Below are 16296 nucleotides of genomic sequence, written 5' to 3'. Positions count from 1 at the left end.
GCCGCTAAGCAAAAGGGTCGATGATGAGATCGTCGCTGGCTTGGAGAGAAGAGGTCGAGAGCAGGCGTGGCCATTTGTTCACGGGCTGTCGCACCTTGCGCTGGCAACTACGTCTTCGTCGCGCTGGCAACGCGGCTTGGGCGATTTGCTCTCGCACTCGGCGCACCAGCACTCCTTGTGCCGCCTCGTCCATGAGGCCCTGCGCTGCCTCCAGCACCAGTAGCAGCGCTACGGTGTGCTCCAAACAGTGGCTCATGCTGATGCGCAGCGCTCCTGCCTGCCGGACTTCTTCATCCTCACTGCTCTGTGCGCAGGCTAGTCGCTCCTCAGCCACCAGTGAGCTGGCGATGAGGAGCGCGGCGAGTTCTTGCTGTGCTGTCTCGGTGCGTTGTGCGCTGAGCAAATGCCCTCCGTGAAGCACGAGCTTGAGTTCTTTGTAAAAGACTTCCTGTTCCCAGCGCTTCGCATACAACGCCAACAACTCACGCGCACTGCCCTGCTGCACGCTCAGGCTCGTCCACAGCCGCACCTTCACCCACTCTCCAGCGGCGTTGCGCACTCGCCCCACGATCTCGCGCACTGGCAACTCGCTCTGGCGCATCGGCGGATGTTTGCGCGGGCGGCCCCGCGCTTTGTTCGCCTCGGGTGTCTGCTTCTCGTCAGCTTTGGACGGAGCTGTTGTTGACGAGTCTGCGCATGGGCTCTCACGCTCGCGCAGACTCACCACCACCTCCGCACTGCCATCGGCATGCACGCTTTGCACTCCGCACGGAGAGCTTTTGCCGCACTCGGACCAAAAGTGACTCTGCGTGCGCTGCGAATGTTTTTGCAGTTCTTTGAGCATCGGAGCCTGCCCGTAATAGCGGTCGGCGATGAGCAGGCTGCGAGCCTGGTAGCGCGGCGAGCAGCGGATCGGCCAGCGATTTCTCATTGAGCGCACCCAGTGACATCGATACGGCCAGCGGTGCATGGGTGCCGAGCTCGACCAGCGTGCTCATGGAGAGCTTGGCAAAGGCTGCCTGCGCACGACGACTGCGGCTTTTGGGCACTTGGGCGTTGATCTGCACGGTGTTAAGCAGGTTCCACTGCCCACCGTCGATGCCGACCAAGCGCAGCCCGGCGAAAAACACGCTGGATGCCGCTGCTCACAGGCTAGCGGCACCAGGGAGTGGCGCATGCAGGCATCGAAAGCTTGGGTGGATATCTTCAAACGACGCTGGCTTAGCGCCGCGGAGCCTGATGCGCACAGCAAAATAACGACCGATGATCTGCTGTAGGCTGCCGCAAGCGTGCAGACTTTGGGCGACCATGCCGGCGATGAGTTGCCAACCGAGAAGTTTGCGTCGCGGCCCTTGGTGCGTTGGCTCTGCCCGCAGTTCCTCGGGCAACTGCTCGACGCCGAGTTTTTGCGGATGCGTGCAGAGAGATGATGTTCGTATCGCGGTGGGCTGGATGGCTTTACCATCTACCGCTAGTTGACTCAGCTACTCAGTTGTACAGCACTCTTTTCGCCCCTCTTCGCTTTTTTTGCTTAGCGGCATTGTGGCTAGACCGGTTCTCAAAAAGAATGTCATAAACGCGTCTTTGGGCGGCACTGGGACTGAAGGATGGATGGCTGGTCGAACAAAGAGCGTAGGGACTCGATGATACGGTCCTGAAGTTGCTCGGAAGTCTTGGCGATCCAGCCGTTGAACCAGTCGGCCTTCATGCGCAGCCACAAGCGTTCGATGGCGTTGAGATCGGGCGAGCGTGGTGGCAGATACTCGGGCTCAAAGTGGTGCCAGTTAAGACTCTTGGTCTTGTGCCATGAGGCGTTGTCGAGCACCAGGATGGCGCGGCGTCCTGCCACGTGCGGATTCTCTTCGGCCAGAGTGTCAAGGAACACCTGAAAAGTGACGCTGTCGCACAGGTTGAAGAGCAGTGCGCCGAGCCTTCCATCTTTGGGCCGCACGGCACCAAACACATTGTAGCGGATGTGCTCGCCGAGATAAGGTGAGTGGCGCACCTTGCCGATCTTGGTCCAGGTGCGGCGCGGGCGCGGATCGCCTTCAAAGCCGCTTTCGTCGCTGAACCACAGGTCGACGCTCGGATCGGCCACCCAGCGCTGGAGCTTTTGGCAGAAGGCTTGGCGCTTGTCCTCATCCTGGTTGAGCGGCCAGGGGCGCGGAACTTTGAGGCGGTAATCGTGCTCGTGGAGATAGCGCACGGTGGTGCTGTAGCCGAGCTGCGTTTGCAGGTTCTGCTTGATCCAGCCGTGCAACTTCACCGCAGTCCAGTGGCTCTGTCCAGCCAGCGACGGATCTTCGATGAGAGGCAGAATTTTTCGTTCACTTGTTCCTTGGGCAGGATTCGGCGACGGCCGCTGCTACGCCCAGGAATGAGACCATCAAGGCCGGCGAGATTGAAGGCTTGGATAAAGCGCAAAACCTGCCGCAGGCTGAAGCCTGAGAGGTCAGCGACTTGCTCGCGGCTCTTGCCTTCATAAAGCCAGCGCAGCGCTTGAAGCCGACGAAAGCCCTTCTTCGTGGGTGAGCAATCCATCGCCACGCAGACCTCTTCCAAGGTCGCGTTTTCGAGATTGAGTGTGATGCACGGGCGGGCCACCGCCGCCTATTATTAATCCGGCATCAAGACAGAACATCAAATCAGCCGGTTCTCCCTGCGTGGGAGGTGCGCTATCAAAGTGCCGGATTAATAATTACCGCAATTCTAAAAAGTACAGCCTCAATATGACATTATTTTTGAGAACCGGTCTATACGGCCCGCCTGCATGATTCACAAAGGCTCCTCGCTATCAAGGTAAGGACTTACCGGAAGGGATTTGCCAGTTTTGAAATGAGATCCTCTAAGCTGTCTATTTCGCTATGCTTGGTTCGTGGTAGCCATACAAAAATTAACTTCTTGAGTCGCGCCCCCCCGCCAGTGCCAGTGATCGTGCTGTGCCGTCAGTTCGGTGCGGCACTCTCCACCACCTATTACCAGCCGCGTGGCCGCCAGCTCGAGCCACAATGCAATCCCATGTACGTCGAGGCCATCCGGGCTGTGATCTAAGCTCATCCCAACTAATGCATGCACATGACGCATGCCCTACTTATCAATGGCCAGGGCATGATCGTCAATCGCAAGAAGATCCACCACATCGTAAGCTTGCACCGCAGGACGTGCGGGTAGTGACGCACCCGCCGCCGACCACGTGTTCAGCACCGAAAGTCCTGTCCTATTTACGTTACCTTAATCAGACAGACATATCCCCCACTCTCCTCACCAGAGATACTTCACGGTGAATTCACCGGCCTTGACGGGGAGGACGAGGTTTTTTCCGGCGATGCGGGCATCGGGGCACTGGATGCGGTAGTGGATGGGGCCGGATTGGCAGTGGAAGTTGCCGTTTTCCTCTCGCAGGGGGCCGGTGGAGAGGCGGAACCAGGCGTTGGCAGGCGCTTGGCCGCTGATTTTGATGCGGCGGTGCAGGATGGGGGCTCCGTCGGGTTTGTTGCCATCGCCCTGGGCGGTGTAGCTCTCTTCCACGGCTAAGGTCTGCCACTGGTAGCGAAAAATCGGGCTACGATGGGTATCGAGTGTGTAGCCGCTCCACTCGAAGCCCTGGTAGCGCTGTGCTTTGTCCCACGCTGGCCATTGGGCATCAGGCTTCTCGGTGATGAAGAAGGCGGGAGTGACCTCGCCGGTGGGTTGGAGCACGTCGTAGCCGAGTGGCTTCTCGTGGCCGCCGCCGCGTGAGTTCCAGTGCCGCGCGGCGTCCATGAAGGCTCCGCGCCATAGGAGTGCTAGATTCATGCTCTCGGCACTCCAGGCGAGATTGATGCCGCCGGGCAATCCCACACCGATGCCGCGATTGCCTGCGCCAGCGATGAAGTTCCGATAAATGACCGGTTCATCACGCACAGCGAGCGGGATGGGATCGAATTCCTTTTGCTTCTTTTTGGTGCCGCCTTGCCAGGCTGGATGCCGCCATTTCGAGAGGGGTGTGATCTGGAAGTCGGCTCCTTTCCAGGCGGCGTAGAGCTCGATGTTGCCGCCGCCTTGGAAATACTCGAGGCGCATCTCGTGCGGGCCTTTTTCGAGCTTGATGGAGCCTTCTTGGATGTCGCTGGCGGGATGGATGCCATCGTGCTCGACGACTTTTTTGCCGTCGATGAGGATTCTGCCGCCGTCATCGCTGGAGAGGAAAAAGCGGTAATTGCCGGTCTTGGGAGCATTGAGCTTGCCGGTGAAGACGACGCCGAATTCGTTCTTGTAGTCGTCGAGCTTGATTTGGAGGAGATTGTCTTCGACCACGCCTTCTCGGTGTGACTTGAGCTTGCGGAAGTCTGGCAGCGTCTGCCAATCCCCCAGATAGAGCGCAAAGCGCAGATCTTGCAGGCCTTCGCCCGCAGGGGCGACACGCAGCTCCCCGCGCATCGTCAGCGCATGTCCGGGAAAGGTGCAGACATACGGGTAGGTGCCTGGCTTCTGGGGTGCGGTGAAGGCTAGCTCCTGCTTTTCATGCGGATTGAGCATGCGGGTGTGCAGCCAGATGCGTGGGTCATCGGGTAGCCAGTTGCGCTTCAGGGCCTCTTCCGGCTTTTCCATCTGCTTATTGCTCATGGCGGCGGTATCGGTGCCGGGTTGGCAAAAAACGATGTTGTGGGGCAAGTCGTCGCCATTTTCAAAAATCAGCCGTGCGGGCTGTCCTGGTGCTAAGAGCAGCTCGGAGGTGTCATACTTCATCTGCGCTGTCCGGGTCTGGATCTTCAGCACGGCGGTCTCGGCAGCTACGGCAGCGGCATGGGCCATCCAGAGCATGGAGGCCATCAAAACAGCCAAGTGGGAGCAGGGAAAATGAACGCGGAGCATGTGGGGCGCATCCCAACGGTCATGACGCAGCGTTTTTTGCCCAGTATCGTTTCTTTGCTTGGCAGACTGCATCGCGGGAAATAACCTCCACCTACAAACACATGAGCGCACGCACCTGGTTCCTCCTGAAAGCCTCTGATAAGGAAGTCTTCGGCCCCACTGACCTTCCCACTCTCAAAAACTGGGCTGCGGAGGCGAAAATCTCTCCGCTGGATAAAATCAGCTCCGATAACCGCCAGAGTTGGAATCGGGCACCTTTCATCCCGGAGCTACAAATGGACTTCCTGGTCCAGATGCCGGATAATTATCTCTACGGCCCCACGAATGTGGCCACGATCCAGGAATTCCTCGCCACGGGTGAGATTGATGAAAATGTCTCCATCATCAACTGCCTGGAAAACACCGAAGCACGCCTGGGTGATCTGCCATGGTTCCAGGTCAGCCCCCAGCAGATGCGCAGTGCTTCCACGACCTTCATCGGCACGCAGTATGATAAGAACGTCCCCTCGGATGAAGCTGCCCAGCGCCGCATCGCCATGCTCGAGCGCCAGGTCATGGAGCTCCAGCGCCAGCTCGATGAATGGCAGCAGTCCTACAATGACCTGCGCCAGCACTTCATCGAGTCCACCGGCCAGCCGCCGCTGTGATCGCCATTTTTTCTCCCGAATCATGATCCGCAGCGCCACCACTACCGCCCCGCCACCGCCGAAGCGTGCCCCCGTCCGCCCCATTACTCAGCCAGGTCTGCCAGCTCGCCAGCCACGCTTCGAGCCACCATGGCATGTCATCCTCATCAATGACGACGAGCATAGCTTCGAGTACGTCATCGACATGATGGCCGACATTTTCGGCCACTCGCGTGAACTGGGCAAAAAGATCGCCGAGGAAGTGCATGAAAAAGGCCGCGTCATCTGCGCCACCGTGCACAAGGAGCTCGCCGAGCTACGCCAGCAGCAAATCCACGAGTACAAGCCCAAAGACACCGACCACGGCATCGGCCCCATGCGCTGCGTCATCGAGCCCTCCGTTTAGTTTTAGTAGAGCTGAAAGTGCACCACTGCCCAGATCAGCAGGCCGATGAGCACCACCACCACCGAGATCGGCATGCGAAAGAGAATGCTGTGAATCCCGGAATGGATGGTCTGTTGGATGAGGCGTTGGATAAAGCCGCGTAACTCTGGGGTCATGATCCCGCGACTCTGGGCCGCTCCATGGCGATTTCAATGGTGGTGAATCACCGATTTGACCACACCCCGGCTCGCGTGCACCTCTCGCACCGCATGACACCACGTTACTCCCTCGGCATCGACTACGGCACAAACTCCTGCCGCTCCCTCCTCATCGACCTCGACAGCGGCGCAGAAGTGGGCTCCACCGTTTTTCACTACCCCAGTGGCGAGATGGGCATCCTCCTCGATCCCAAAGATCCCCACGTCGCCCGGCAGAATCCCCAGGACTACCTCGATGGCCTAGAGAGCGTCGTGCGCGGTGCCCTCAGCCAGGCGCAGGCCCAGATCAGCGGATTTGATCCCGCACAGGTCATCGGCATCGGCATCGACACCACCGGCAGCACCCCCATTCCCGTGAATCGTGCAGGCACCCCGCTGGGACTGCTGCCCGAGTTCAAAGACAACCTCAACGCCATGGTCTGGCTCTGGAAAGACCACACCGGCCATGCCGAAGCCGCCGAGATCACCGCACTCGCCCACCAGATGCGCCCGCACATCATCGCCAAATGCGGCGGTATCTACTCCAGCGAGTGGTGGTGGAGCAAAATCCTCCGCCTCCGCCGCGTCGATGAACGCGTCTTTGATGCCGCCTACAGCTTCGTCGAGCATTGCGACTGGATCCCCGCCGTACTCACCGGCCAGACCGATCCACTCACCCTGAAGCGCGGCATCTGCTCCGCCGGGCACAAAGCCATGTTCAGCGATGAATGGGGCGGCCTCCCCGACAAAGAATTCCTCGCCCAGCTCGACCCGAAGCTCGCCGATCTGCGTGACCGCCTCTACTCCACCGCCCACACTGCCGACACGAAAGCCGGTGGCCTCTGCCCCGAGTGGGCGCAGCGCCTCGGGCTCGCTCCCGGCACCGCCATCGCCGTCGGGGCCTTTGATGCCCACATGGGTGCAGTCGGAGCCGGCATCCGCGAGGGCACCTTGGTCAAGATCCTCGGCACCAGCACCTGCGATCTCATGATCGCACCCACCACCCAGCCCCTCGCAGACATCCCCGGCGTCTGCGGCATCGTCACCGGCAGCGTATTGCCCGGCTACTACGGCATCGAGGCCGGACAGAGCGCCGTCGGCGACCTCTTCCTCTGGCTCGTCAATCACCTCGTCCCCGACAGCTACGGCCGCGATGCAGGCGAAAAATTCGTCAACATGGAAAAAGCCATGTCCGCGCAGAAACCCGGTGCCACCGGCCTCCTCGCACTCGATTGGAACAACGGCAACCGCACCATCCTCGTCGATGTCCGCCTCACCGGCCTCCTCCTCGGCCAGACCCTGCACACCGAGGCCCATGAAATCTACCGCGCCTACATCGAAGCCACCGCCTTCGGAGCCCTCACCATCATCCAGCGCGTCGAGCAATACGGCGTCCGCATCGACCAGATCATCAACACCGGCGGCCTCAGCATCAAAAACGCCACCCTCATGCAGATCTACGCCGACGTCATCGGCAAGCCCATGAAAGTCAGCCAGAGCGAGCAGACCTGCGCCCTCGGAGCCGCCATCTTCGGAGCCACCGCCGCAGGCGCAGGCGATCTCGCCACCCTTCAGGCACGCGTCACCGCCACCCGCGAAAAAGTATATCACCCCATCCCAGAGAACGTCGCCATCTACCGCCAGCTCTACACCCTCTACCGCACCCTGCATGACGCCTTTGGCACCGCCACCTGGAGCGGCCAGCTCGCCCACGTCATGAAGCAGCTCCTCGACATCCGCACCCGCCAATCCGCATGAACCCGCGCATCCTCCTGGTCATCCTCTCCTGCGTCCTGAGCATTCTCACCGGGCTCGTCCTCTCACGCGGCGGCGCAGCAGCCGCCGCCAGCGCACGCCAGCGGCCCCTCATCGGACTCTCCATGGACACCTTAAAAGAAGAGCGCTGGCAGGCAGACCGCGACCTCTTCGTCGCCCAGGCCGCCCAGCTCGGAGCCGATGTCGAAGTCCAGTCCGCCAACAGCAACGACACCCGCCAGCTCGCCGACGTCGAAGCCCTCATCACCCGTGGCGTCGATGCCCTCGTCATCATCCCCCATGACGCCGCCGCCATGGCCAAAGCCGTCCACCTCGCCCACCAGGCCAGCATCCCCGTCCTCTCCTACGACCGCCTCATCACCGGCAGCGACCTCGATCTCTACATCACCTTTGACAACATCAAAGTCGGCGAGCTCCAGGCCAGCTTCCTCGCCCAGCGCATCCCCGACGGCGGAAAACTCCGCCTCCTGCGCATCTACGGCTCCAAAACCGACAACAACGCCAAACTCTTCAAGCAAGGCCAAGACAACATCCTCCAGCCCCTCATCGCCGCCGGCAAAATCGAAGTCCTCCACGAAGACTGGGCCGACGACTGGAAACCCGAAAACGCCAAAAAAATCACCAACGCCGCCATCACCAAGCACGGCCCCCAATTCGATGCCATCCTCGCCAGCAACGACGGCACCGCAGGCGGCGCCATCCAGGCCCTCACCGAAGAAGGCATCCAGGGCAAAATCCTCGTCACCGGCCAAGACGCCGACCTCGCCGCCTGCCAGCGCATCGCCCAGGGCACCCAGACCATGACCGTGTACAAGCCCCTCGTGCAGCTCGCCCAGCAAGCCGCCGCCCTTGCCGTCAAGCTCGCCCGCCGCCAGCCCATCATCGCCAAAGACAGCACCCCCAACGGCCAGATCGACGTCCCCTCCGTCTTCCTCCCCATCCACGCCGTCACCCAGGAAAACCTCCGCCAAACCGTCATCCAAGACGGCTTCCGCAGCGAAGCCGATGTCTTCGGCAAATGACCCGAGTGCCCCATCCATTCACCCAGTCATTATATTTTATGCAATCCTAGTAGCGGACTGAATGCAGTGTATAGTTGCCCCCCTGCCCCGGTTTTACCAGCGCAGGACAGAACTGGCCCAGGTGAAGCCGCCGCCAAAGGCGACGAGGAGCACGACATCACCTTTTTGAATGCGCCCGGCACGATGGGCTTCATCGAGGGCGACTGGGATGGTGGCAGCACTGGTGTTGCCGTATTTATCGAGGTTCATGAAAACCTTTTCGATGGGCAGATTCAGACGCTCGGCGATGGCACCGATGATGCGGGCGTTCGCCTGATGCGGAATGACGAGGGAGACATCCGCGGCGGTGAGCCCGGCCATCTCCAAAGCCTGCTGGGAGGCCTCGAGCATGCGGGTGACGGCATGTTTAAAGGTCTCGCGGCCTTCCATATGGATGGTGTTGGGGCGGCTGAGGACGTTTTCAGCCGTGATCGGGCAGGCGGAGGCACCACCGGGGACTTTGAGCAGGTCGGTGAGGTTTCCATCACTGCCCATGACGGTGCTGAGGACACGGCCTTGGGCGTTTTTATCTTCTTCCGCAGCGCGGCGGATGACGACAGCGCCAGCACCGTCGCCAAACAGCACGCAGGTATTGCGATCCTGCCAATTGACCAGGCTGGTGAGCTTTTCAGCGCCGATGACGAGCGCGGTGGTGCGGTTCCCCGTGTTGATGAAGTGGCGGGCGACTTGGAGGGCGTAAAGGAAGCCAGAGCAGGCCGCGGAGACATCAAAGCAGACCGCATTGGATGCGCCGATCTTCTTCTGCACGAAACACGCCGTGCTGGGGAAAAACATGTCCGGCGTGACCGTGGCGACGATGATGAGCTGGATCTCCTCTGGCTTTACGCCTGCATTTTCCAGGGCGCGGCGGGCAGCCTCGGAGGCGAGGTCGCTGGTGGCTTCATTTTCAGCAGCGATGCGTCGCTCTTTGATGCCGGTGCGGGAGGTGATCCATTCATCGGAGGTATCGACGATCTTGGAGAGCTCGTCGTTGGTCATCACGCGGCTGGGCATGTAACTGCCCGTTCCGATGATGCTGGAGGCGCAGAAGGGCTGGGAGGTGGTCATGAGAAGACAGGGGGGAGAGCTGTTAAAGCATGACTACCCTGGAATGCAAACCTGAGTTTTTCGCTCACAGCCCTAGTGCACGCTTGCGCTCGGCTTTGGACATGGTTTTCATCTTCTCCACGGCCTTGTAAAAGGTCTCCAGGTCGCCACCGGCATCGCGGAGCATTTTTTCAAAGCCGGGGACCATCGCGTGGTAGGTGGACACGGTGTTGAGGCGTGCATTGTTCCAGGTGATGGCGAGATCGGTTCCGGTTTGCACATTGGTGGCTTTATCCTGCACCCCGAGGGTGGCGAGCTTGCGCTGGAGGGCGGTGAGGACGCTGCGTTTTTGCTCTAGGGGCTCTTTTTCGGTGGTGTAGAGGGTTTTGAGCTGCTGCCGTGTCTCTAGCGCCAGGCGGATCATGCTGCTCTCACGGTGCAGGTGTGCCTCATACTCGCGGAGCTCGCTCAGACGGCCCTGAGAGCGCAGCCAGCGTCGTACAGCCGCCTCGGCATTGGCGGTGGCAAAGGCCTCATTAAAGTCCGTGTCACCTGCGATGAAGAGCCGCGTGTGCGTGAGCTCATGGAAGATGAGCTCGGCGAATTCGGCATCGCTGCGGTGCAGGCAGGTATTGAGCACGGGGTCTTTGAAGAAGCCCAGCGTGGAGTAGGCCTCCACACCCGCCGCAAAGACATCGTAGCCCTGGTTTTTCAGCCGCAGGGCCTCCTGCCGCGCATCTTCCTGGGCAAAGAAGCCGCGATAGGAAAGCCTGCCGATAAAGGGATACCACCACTGCTTTGGCTCCACATTGAAGCGCTCCGACGCATAGACCACCCAGACGACGAAGGGCCGCTCTAGGTCTGTGTAGGTGCCAAAACTCTCCGCTGGCAGTTTCAGCTCCGTTTTCGCATACTCGCGTAGTTTCAGTGCCAGGCGCAGTTTGTGCTTCACGGCCTCACTTTCGGCTTTATCGGCCAGGACGGCTTCGATGGGGCGTTTTTTGGAGGTGATCTCTGCCTGGCCCTTCATGGCCTGCGAGTAAAACTCCACCGTGCTGCAAGAAGCGAGCAGCAGTGCCAACGAAGACGGCAGGAGTGTGCGGAACGCAGAGGAAAAGGGACGCAGCAGCATGGAGTTCACCACGCCGAGCATGCGCCGCGCTGTAGCCGCCTCAACTGCGAAAGCGCTGGCAGCAGGGTATCTGTATGAAATGACGGAGCCTCCCTGGGGACGATCAAAAAGATGACAGGATTTACAAGATTACAGGATTATGCAGGATTCACCCTGGGTGACTTGGTGCATTCGAGACGATTTTAGAGTCCAGCTTTTTCCAATGTTAAGCCACCAACAAGTTACAGGCCGTTAATCCTGCATAATCATGAAAATCCTGTTAATCCTGTCCTCGTTTCCGCTCACTTCGATTGGCATCCTTTGGTGAGTAACCCTTTAGCCAAAGGGCTTTTTCAGCACACTGCGGGTTTCACATCTGCTGTCTTGTGCTCTCTTGCGGCTAGCATGAGTAACCCCAAAGCTACCGACATCCACGTCATCGCCGCTGAAGTCTATTTCCTGCCCGTTTCCATGCGGGTGCCGCTGAAGTTCGGGCCCGAGACGGTGACAAAGGCGGACTGCCTCCGCGTGCGCGTCACCGTGCAGGATGAAAAGGGCCGCACGGCCTCTGGCTGGGGCGAGACGCCGCTGAGCGTCTCTTGGGTCTGGCCGAGCACGCTGAGCGTGGCGATGCGGGCACAGCGCATGCGAGATTTCTCGATCCTGCTGGCCACGCGGCTGGTGCAGAGTGACCTGCGTGGTCATCCGATGGAGATCGGGCAGGATTTCATCCACGGCATCCTGGCCAGTGCGACGCAGGAGGCAAATGCAGCCGCAGGGGGCGATCCCATGCCTTACCTGGGCTCGCTGGTGGCCTTCAGTGCCTTTGATATCGCCGTGCATGATGCCTACGGCCGTCTGCATGAGCGTGACATCTACGCGACTTATAACAGCGACTTCATGAGCCGTGATCTGGCTGCCTTCATCACACCGGAGGAGGGCTCGGGCGTGTGTTTCCGGGGCCGTCAGGTGCAGGATTATCTGGTCATGGATGCGCCATCTAGCCTGCCGGTGTGGCATCTCGTCGGTGGCGTGGATGCGCTGGAGAAGCACGACCTGCACGGCACCGAGCCGCATGATGCGCACCCCATTCTACTAGCCGACTGGATCGTGCGTGATGGCCTGCGCTGCCTCAAAGTGAAACTGCGCGGCACCGATGCGGAGTGGGACTATGAGCGCATGCTCCGCGTGGCCCACATCGGCCTGCCACTAGGCGTCCAGTGGCTCAGTGCGGACTTTAACTGCACGGTGAAAGACCCCGCTTACGTGAATGACATCATGGACCGGCTCCTGCGTGATGAGCCCGAGATCTACGCCCGCACGCTCTATGTCGAGCAGCCTTTCCCGTATGATCTGGAAGCGCATCAGACGGATGTGCGCAGCGTCTCGGCCCGCAAACCGCTCTTCCTCGATGAAAGTGCGCATGATTGGGAATACGTGCGTCTGGGCCGCCGCCTGGGCTGGTCTGGCGTGGCACTGAAGACCTGCAAAACGCAGACCGGTGCCCTACTCAGCCTCTGCTGGGCCAAAGCGCACGGCATGCCGCTGATGGTGCAGGATTTGACCAATCCGATGCTCGCCATCATCCCGCATGTGCGGCTCGCCGCGCAGGCGGGGACGATCCAGGGCGTGGAGTGCAATGCCATGCAGTTCTATCCAGATGCCTCTGCCCCGGATGAGACGATCCACCCTGGCCTACACCGCCGCCGCGATGGCCGCATCGACCTCTCCACGCTACGCGGCCCCGGATTCGGCTACCGCGAAGCCGAGATCCCACGCGTACTCCCAGAGCCGACGACCCGCGTTCATCGCTGAGGAGGCGGTGTTTGTGATGATCGGGGTGTCGGGTGACTTTGGTGGTATTCGCGCCGAAGTGCTTAGTGCTTAGTGCAGAGAACCGAGAACCGAGAACCGAGAACCGGGAACTTCATCCTTCCCCCAACTCCAGGCGGGGGAAAAGGGGCACGGGAATGCCGAGTTGGTGCCCGTTCGGCAAGAGACCCCAGCGCAAATCATTGAACTGGAAGCCCACGGGCATCTCCCAGCCGATCTGTGCCCGCGCAGCCTGCATCGCCCGTGGCATGATGGGGGCCAGTAGCACGGTCACATGCGTCAGTGCCTCCGCCAGATGGTAGAGCACGCTGTCGAGCCGGGCCGCCTGCGCTGGGTCCTTGGCCAGGGAGAAGGGCTTGGTGCTATCGACGAAGGCATTCGCGTGGGTGACGATGCGCCAGGCAGCGGCGATGCCATCATGCACGGCCCAGGCACTCATATTCTCCACAAAGGCAGGCGTGGCCTCCGCCACGGTCTGGCGTAGTGCCTGATTGAGCTCATCATCATAATCACCCAGCGACAGGATGCCGGAGCGATACTTCTGCGCCATGTTGATGCTGCGATTGAGCAGATTGCCCAGACCGCCGGCCAGCTCCTTGTTGTAGCTCATGATGATGCGCTCATCGCTGAAGTCGGCATCGTAGCCGGTCGCAATGTCACGCATCAGGTAATAGCGCAGACCATCTGGCGTGAAGGTATCTGCCAGCACATTTGGATCGATCACATTGCCCAGGCTTTTGCTCATCTTGGCACCTTTCACATTCCACCAGCCGTGGACGATGAGCTTCGGGATCTCCGCATCCGCGAAGCCCAGGGCATGCAGCATGATGGGCCAATACACCGCATGGGCAGGCACCAGGATGTCCTTGCCGATGATCTCCGCATCTGCGGGCCAGATTTTCTCAAACTGCGGCAGGCCTTCATTGCCCACCTCACCCGCCAGATAACCCGCGAAGCTGATGTAATTTGACAGCGCATCGAACCACACAAAATTCACCGAGTCCTCATCAAAAGGCAGCGGAATGCCCCAGCTCAGTCGCTCCTTGGGCCGTGAGATGCACAGGTCGATGCCGCCAGAGCCCTCCAGCGCATTGAGCACGTCATTCGTGCGGTGCGGAGGGAAAATGAAGTCCGGGTGGCTGCGGATGTAGCCCTTTAGCCACTCGGTATGCTCACTGAGCTTAAAATACCACGCATCCTCCTCACGCCACTCCACCTCACCCCATTCTGGGCCAAAGTTGCCATCCGGGCCGCGCTCCTTGTCCGTGAGGAATTGCTCCTGCCGCACGCTGTAATGACCGCTGTAACTCTTTTTGTAGAGCTGGCCGCCATCGTGGAGCTTTTGCAGCATCGCCTGCACCACACGCTTGTGCCGCACATCGGTGGTGGCAGCCCAGCCATCGAAGCGCACATCCAGCTTCTCCCACAGCGCGGTGAAGTGCGCCGTCACATCATCCACGAACTGCTGCGGCGTCTTTCCGGCCTTTTCCGCGCTTTTTTGCACCTTCTGCCCGTGCTGATCCACCCCCGTGAGAAAGAACACCTCGCGGCCATTTTGCCGCTGAAACCGCGCCATGACATCCGCCAGCACTTTTTCATACGCATGGCCGATGTGGGGCGGCGCGTTCGTGTAGTCGATGGCGGTAGTGATGTAAAAAGGCTTCATAGGCAGTGCTTGCGCCCTCTCCATGCCGCAAAATCGCCCGTCGTCCAGCCTGTGCGAGAAAATGCGTGCTGGACAACCAGCGGCGTTTTTTCATAGAGTCATTTCCCTTCTATTCCCGCCCTCCCGGCACATGCGCTTCGTCTCTAAACTCCTCTGGACCCTCGCCTTCCTCACCGCCACCTTCATCTGGATGGTGCTCTTTGAGCACGGCTTCAGCCTGAAAGGCCTCATCAACGGCACCCAGACCGAGCTTCAGAACCTCTCCGCATGGGTCTCCGGCGGCAAAAAGTAGCTCCCATTCCCTCCAACTCGCCTCACTCCCTCTCCCCGCAGGATTTTTTACTTATGAGCATGATCACCAAGGACACCGACCTCGACCCGAAACTGCAAAACCTCTGGAAAAAAGCCCTCGCTTCCTCCGACACGAAAAACTGGGATTACGTCGTCAATCTCCTCCTGCCCATCGTGAAGGACAATGTCGGCTTCCTCGATGGACGCATGATGCTCCGCCTCGCCGAGGGTGAGCGGGTCAATGCCGCTGGTGGCAAAAAATTCGGCCTCTCACTCGGCCTTGGCGGCGGCGGCCTCTTCAAATCCGGCAAAAAAGAGCCCGCAGAGCAGATCGCAGACCTGGAGGAGAATGTCTTCCAGAAAGACCCCTTCAGCCAGAGTGGCAACACGTCCCTCTACGACATCGCCATGAAGATGCACTTCCCAGAGCTGGCCGCCTTTGCTCTGGAGACCCTGCGCCGTGGGCACCCGGAAAACACCAAAAACATGCACAAGCTCGCGGATCACTACATGGCCCACGAGGAGCCCCAAAAGGCCAGCGAAGTCTATCGCAGCATCTTGAAAGTCGATCCCCGCGACATGACTGCCGCGAAAGGCGAAAAAGACGCCGCCGCCAAAACATCCATCAAAACCCAGGGCTGGGGCGCAGAAGGCGACTTCCGCAAAGCCATGAAAGACAGTGGTGAGGCTGCCAAGCTCGAAAAGCTCGCCAAACAAGGCATGACCAAGGAAGAAATGGAGCAATTCCTCGCTGAGACCATCGAGCAGTACAATGCCGATCCGAGCAACATCCTCATCGTCAAGCGTATGGCCGATCTCTATGAGCGTATCGGTGAGCTGGAAAATGCCCACACCTTCTTCGAATACGCTCTCACACTGAATCCCGGTGACGTCTCCATGCTGCGCAAGGTGGAAAACCTCCGCAACAAGATCGACGACCAGCGCCTCGTCCAAATGGAAGCCGACATCGAGGCCGATCCGAATGCCCCTGACATCGACGACAAGCGGGCACAGATCAGCGAGATCAAGCGCAACCGCGCCTCCAAGCTCATCGAAGAAGCCAAAACACGCGTGGATCGCAATCCCACCGATAAAACCCTCCGCTACGAACTCGGCCTCGCCTACTTCGAGGGCACCCTCTACACCGAGGCCATCCCAGAGCTCCAGCAAGCCCGTGCCAATCCGCACATCCGTACCAAGGCCATGCTCATCCTCGGCCGCTGCTTTGAGAAAAAGAACATGAACGACCTCGCCGAAAGCACCTTTGCTGAGGCCTCCAAAGAGATCGTCGCCATGGACAACGTCAAAAAGGAGCTGCTCTACGAGCTAGCTCTCGTCCGCCTCAAAATGGGCAAGACCGAGCTCTACCTGGAAGCCCTCAAAGAGATCTACAACACCGACTACGGCTACCGCGACGTCGCCAAACGCGTCGAATCGTCCTACACGTAA

Annotated in this window: 17 protein-coding genes; 9 read left to right on the top strand and 8 right to left on the bottom strand. The window is 59.9% G+C overall.

Annotated features, from left to right (window positions below; translation table 11 throughout):
- Nucleotides 1–4: 4 nt before the first annotated feature.
- Nucleotides 5–931: a transposase gene (locus IPK32_11450; protein ID MBK8092566.1), complete on the bottom strand. Its 927-nt coding sequence runs from the start codon at nucleotides 929–931 to the stop codon at nucleotides 5–7.
- Between the two features lie 37 nt (nucleotides 932–968).
- Here IPK32_11450 and IPK32_11445 point away from each other — a divergent pair, with 37 nt between their 5' ends.
- On the top strand, nucleotides 969–1277 hold the full coding sequence (locus tag IPK32_11445) for a hypothetical protein (GenBank protein MBK8092565.1): 309 nt from the start codon (nucleotides 969–971) through the stop codon (nucleotides 1275–1277).
- 293 nt (nucleotides 1278–1570) lie between these two features.
- Here the strand turns inward: IPK32_11445 and IPK32_11440 are convergent, their stop codons facing one another.
- A complete protein-coding gene (locus IPK32_11440; protein MBK8092564.1) occupies nucleotides 1571–2320 on the bottom strand; it encodes an IS630 family transposase in 750 nt (249 codons plus the stop codon).
- The gene (locus IPK32_11435; GenBank protein MBK8092563.1) at nucleotides 2263–2604 is read right to left on the bottom strand and encodes a helix-turn-helix domain-containing protein; all 342 of its coding nucleotides are present in this window, start codon (nucleotides 2602–2604) and stop codon (nucleotides 2263–2265) included. Before IPK32_11435 ends, IPK32_11440 begins: the two co-directional genes overlap by 58 nt.
- 297 nt (nucleotides 2605–2901) lie before the next feature.
- Here IPK32_11435 and IPK32_11430 point away from each other — a divergent pair, with 297 nt between their 5' ends.
- Complete coding sequence (locus IPK32_11430) at nucleotides 2902–3051, top strand: hypothetical protein (GenBank protein ID MBK8092562.1); 150 nt, start codon at nucleotides 2902–2904, stop codon at nucleotides 3049–3051.
- A gap of 210 nt (nucleotides 3052–3261) precedes the next feature.
- On the opposite strand, the gene IPK32_11425 is transcribed toward IPK32_11430, so the two are convergent.
- Nucleotides 3262–4812, bottom strand: a complete 1551-nt coding sequence (locus IPK32_11425) for a hypothetical protein (GenBank protein MBK8092561.1) — start codon at nucleotides 4810–4812, stop codon at nucleotides 3262–3264.
- A 143-nt stretch (nucleotides 4813–4955) separates the two neighbouring features.
- On the opposite strand from IPK32_11425, the gene IPK32_11420 reads away from it, so the two are divergent.
- Entirely contained in the window at nucleotides 4956–5501 is a 546-nt protein-coding gene (locus IPK32_11420) for a hypothetical protein (GenBank protein MBK8092560.1), read from the top strand.
- 22 nt (nucleotides 5502–5523) lie between these two features.
- A complete protein-coding gene (locus IPK32_11415; GenBank protein ID MBK8092559.1) occupies nucleotides 5524–5886 on the top strand; it encodes an ATP-dependent Clp protease adaptor ClpS in 363 nt (120 codons plus the stop codon).
- Between the two features lie 2 nt (nucleotides 5887–5888).
- On the opposite strand, the gene IPK32_11410 is transcribed toward IPK32_11415, so the two are convergent.
- Entirely contained in the window at nucleotides 5889–6041 is a 153-nt protein-coding gene (locus IPK32_11410) for a hypothetical protein (GenBank protein ID MBK8092558.1), read from the bottom strand.
- 93 nt (nucleotides 6042–6134) lie between these two features.
- Here IPK32_11410 and IPK32_11405 point away from each other — a divergent pair, with 93 nt between their 5' ends.
- Both IPK32_11405 and IPK32_11400 read left to right on the top strand, forming a co-directional pair.
- Nucleotides 6135–7820: a ribulokinase gene (locus IPK32_11405; protein ID MBK8092557.1), complete on the top strand. Its 1686-nt coding sequence runs from the start codon at nucleotides 6135–6137 to the stop codon at nucleotides 7818–7820.
- The gene (locus tag IPK32_11400) at nucleotides 7817–8860 is read left to right on the top strand and encodes a substrate-binding domain-containing protein (protein ID MBK8092556.1); all 1044 of its coding nucleotides are present in this window, start codon (nucleotides 7817–7819) and stop codon (nucleotides 8858–8860) included. The genes IPK32_11405 and IPK32_11400 overlap by 4 nt, the downstream gene beginning before the upstream one ends.
- Nucleotides 8861–8953: 93 nt before the next feature.
- Here IPK32_11400 and IPK32_11395 read toward each other — a convergent pair whose 3' ends face one another.
- On the bottom strand, nucleotides 8954–9967 hold the full coding sequence (locus IPK32_11395) for a ketoacyl-ACP synthase III (protein ID MBK8092555.1): 1014 nt from the start codon (nucleotides 9965–9967) through the stop codon (nucleotides 8954–8956).
- Nucleotides 9968–10031: 64 nt separating this feature from the next.
- Nucleotides 10032–11087, bottom strand: coding sequence for an aminopeptidase (locus IPK32_11390; protein MBK8092554.1), 1056 nt, complete (start codon nucleotides 11085–11087; stop codon nucleotides 10032–10034).
- Nucleotides 11088–11462: 375 nt separating this feature from the next.
- Here IPK32_11390 and IPK32_11385 point away from each other — a divergent pair, with 375 nt between their 5' ends.
- Nucleotides 11463–12872, top strand: a complete 1410-nt coding sequence (locus tag IPK32_11385; protein MBK8092553.1) for a mandelate racemase/muconate lactonizing enzyme family protein — start codon at nucleotides 11463–11465, stop codon at nucleotides 12870–12872.
- A 112-nt stretch (nucleotides 12873–12984) separates the two neighbouring features.
- Here the strand turns inward: IPK32_11385 and IPK32_11380 are convergent, their stop codons facing one another.
- Complete coding sequence (locus IPK32_11380) at nucleotides 12985–14562, bottom strand: methionine--tRNA ligase (protein MBK8092552.1); 1578 nt, start codon at nucleotides 14560–14562, stop codon at nucleotides 12985–12987.
- A 124-nt stretch (nucleotides 14563–14686) separates the two neighbouring features.
- Here IPK32_11380 and IPK32_11375 point away from each other — a divergent pair, with 124 nt between their 5' ends.
- Together IPK32_11375 and IPK32_11370 are read left to right on the top strand one after the other, a co-directional pair.
- Nucleotides 14687–14848, top strand: coding sequence for a hypothetical protein (locus IPK32_11375; protein ID MBK8092551.1), 162 nt, complete (start codon nucleotides 14687–14689; stop codon nucleotides 14846–14848).
- Between the two features lie 59 nt (nucleotides 14849–14907).
- Nucleotides 14908–16296 carry a hypothetical protein gene (locus tag IPK32_11370; GenBank protein ID MBK8092550.1) on the top strand — a complete coding sequence of 463 codons (1389 nt, stop codon included), beginning with the start codon at nucleotides 14908–14910 and terminating at the stop codon, nucleotides 16294–16296.

This window comes from Verrucomicrobiaceae bacterium, assembly GCA_016713035.1.
GTDB lineage: Bacteria > Verrucomicrobiota > Verrucomicrobiia > Verrucomicrobiales > Verrucomicrobiaceae > Prosthecobacter.
Note: the sequence above shows the minus strand (reverse complement) of the source record. Positions and strands in the feature narration are given on the sequence as shown.

Bases quoted from the DNA above. Each gene is read 5' to 3' on its own strand.
- IPK32_11450 (MBK8092566.1), bottom strand. From the start codon at position 931: ATGAGAAATCGCTGGCCGATCCGCTGCTCGCCGCGCTACCAGGCTCGC.
- IPK32_11445 (MBK8092565.1), top strand. From the start codon at position 969: ATGGGTGCCGAGCTCGACCAGCGTGCTCATGGAGAGCTTGGCAAAGGC.
- IPK32_11425 (MBK8092561.1), bottom strand. From the start codon at position 4,812: ATGGCCTCCATGCTCTGGATGGCCCATGCCGCTGCCGTAGCTGCCGAG.
- IPK32_11420 (MBK8092560.1), top strand. From the start codon at position 4,956: ATGAGCGCACGCACCTGGTTCCTCCTGAAAGCCTCTGATAAGGAAGTC.
- IPK32_11415 (MBK8092559.1), top strand. From the start codon at position 5,524: ATGATCCGCAGCGCCACCACTACCGCCCCGCCACCGCCGAAGCGTGCC.
- IPK32_11410 (MBK8092558.1), bottom strand. From the start codon at position 6,041: ATGACCCCAGAGTTACGCGGCTTTATCCAACGCCTCATCCAACAGACC.
- IPK32_11405 (MBK8092557.1), top strand. From the start codon at position 6,135: ATGACACCACGTTACTCCCTCGGCATCGACTACGGCACAAACTCCTGC.
- IPK32_11400 (MBK8092556.1), top strand. From the start codon at position 7,817: ATGAACCCGCGCATCCTCCTGGTCATCCTCTCCTGCGTCCTGAGCATT.
- IPK32_11395 (MBK8092555.1), bottom strand. From the start codon at position 9,967: ATGACCACCTCCCAGCCCTTCTGCGCCTCCAGCATCATCGGAACGGGC.
- IPK32_11385 (MBK8092553.1), top strand. From the start codon at position 11,463: ATGAGTAACCCCAAAGCTACCGACATCCACGTCATCGCCGCTGAAGTC.
- IPK32_11375 (MBK8092551.1), top strand. From the start codon at position 14,687: ATGCGCTTCGTCTCTAAACTCCTCTGGACCCTCGCCTTCCTCACCGCC.
- IPK32_11370 (MBK8092550.1), top strand. From the start codon at position 14,908: ATGATCACCAAGGACACCGACCTCGACCCGAAACTGCAAAACCTCTGG.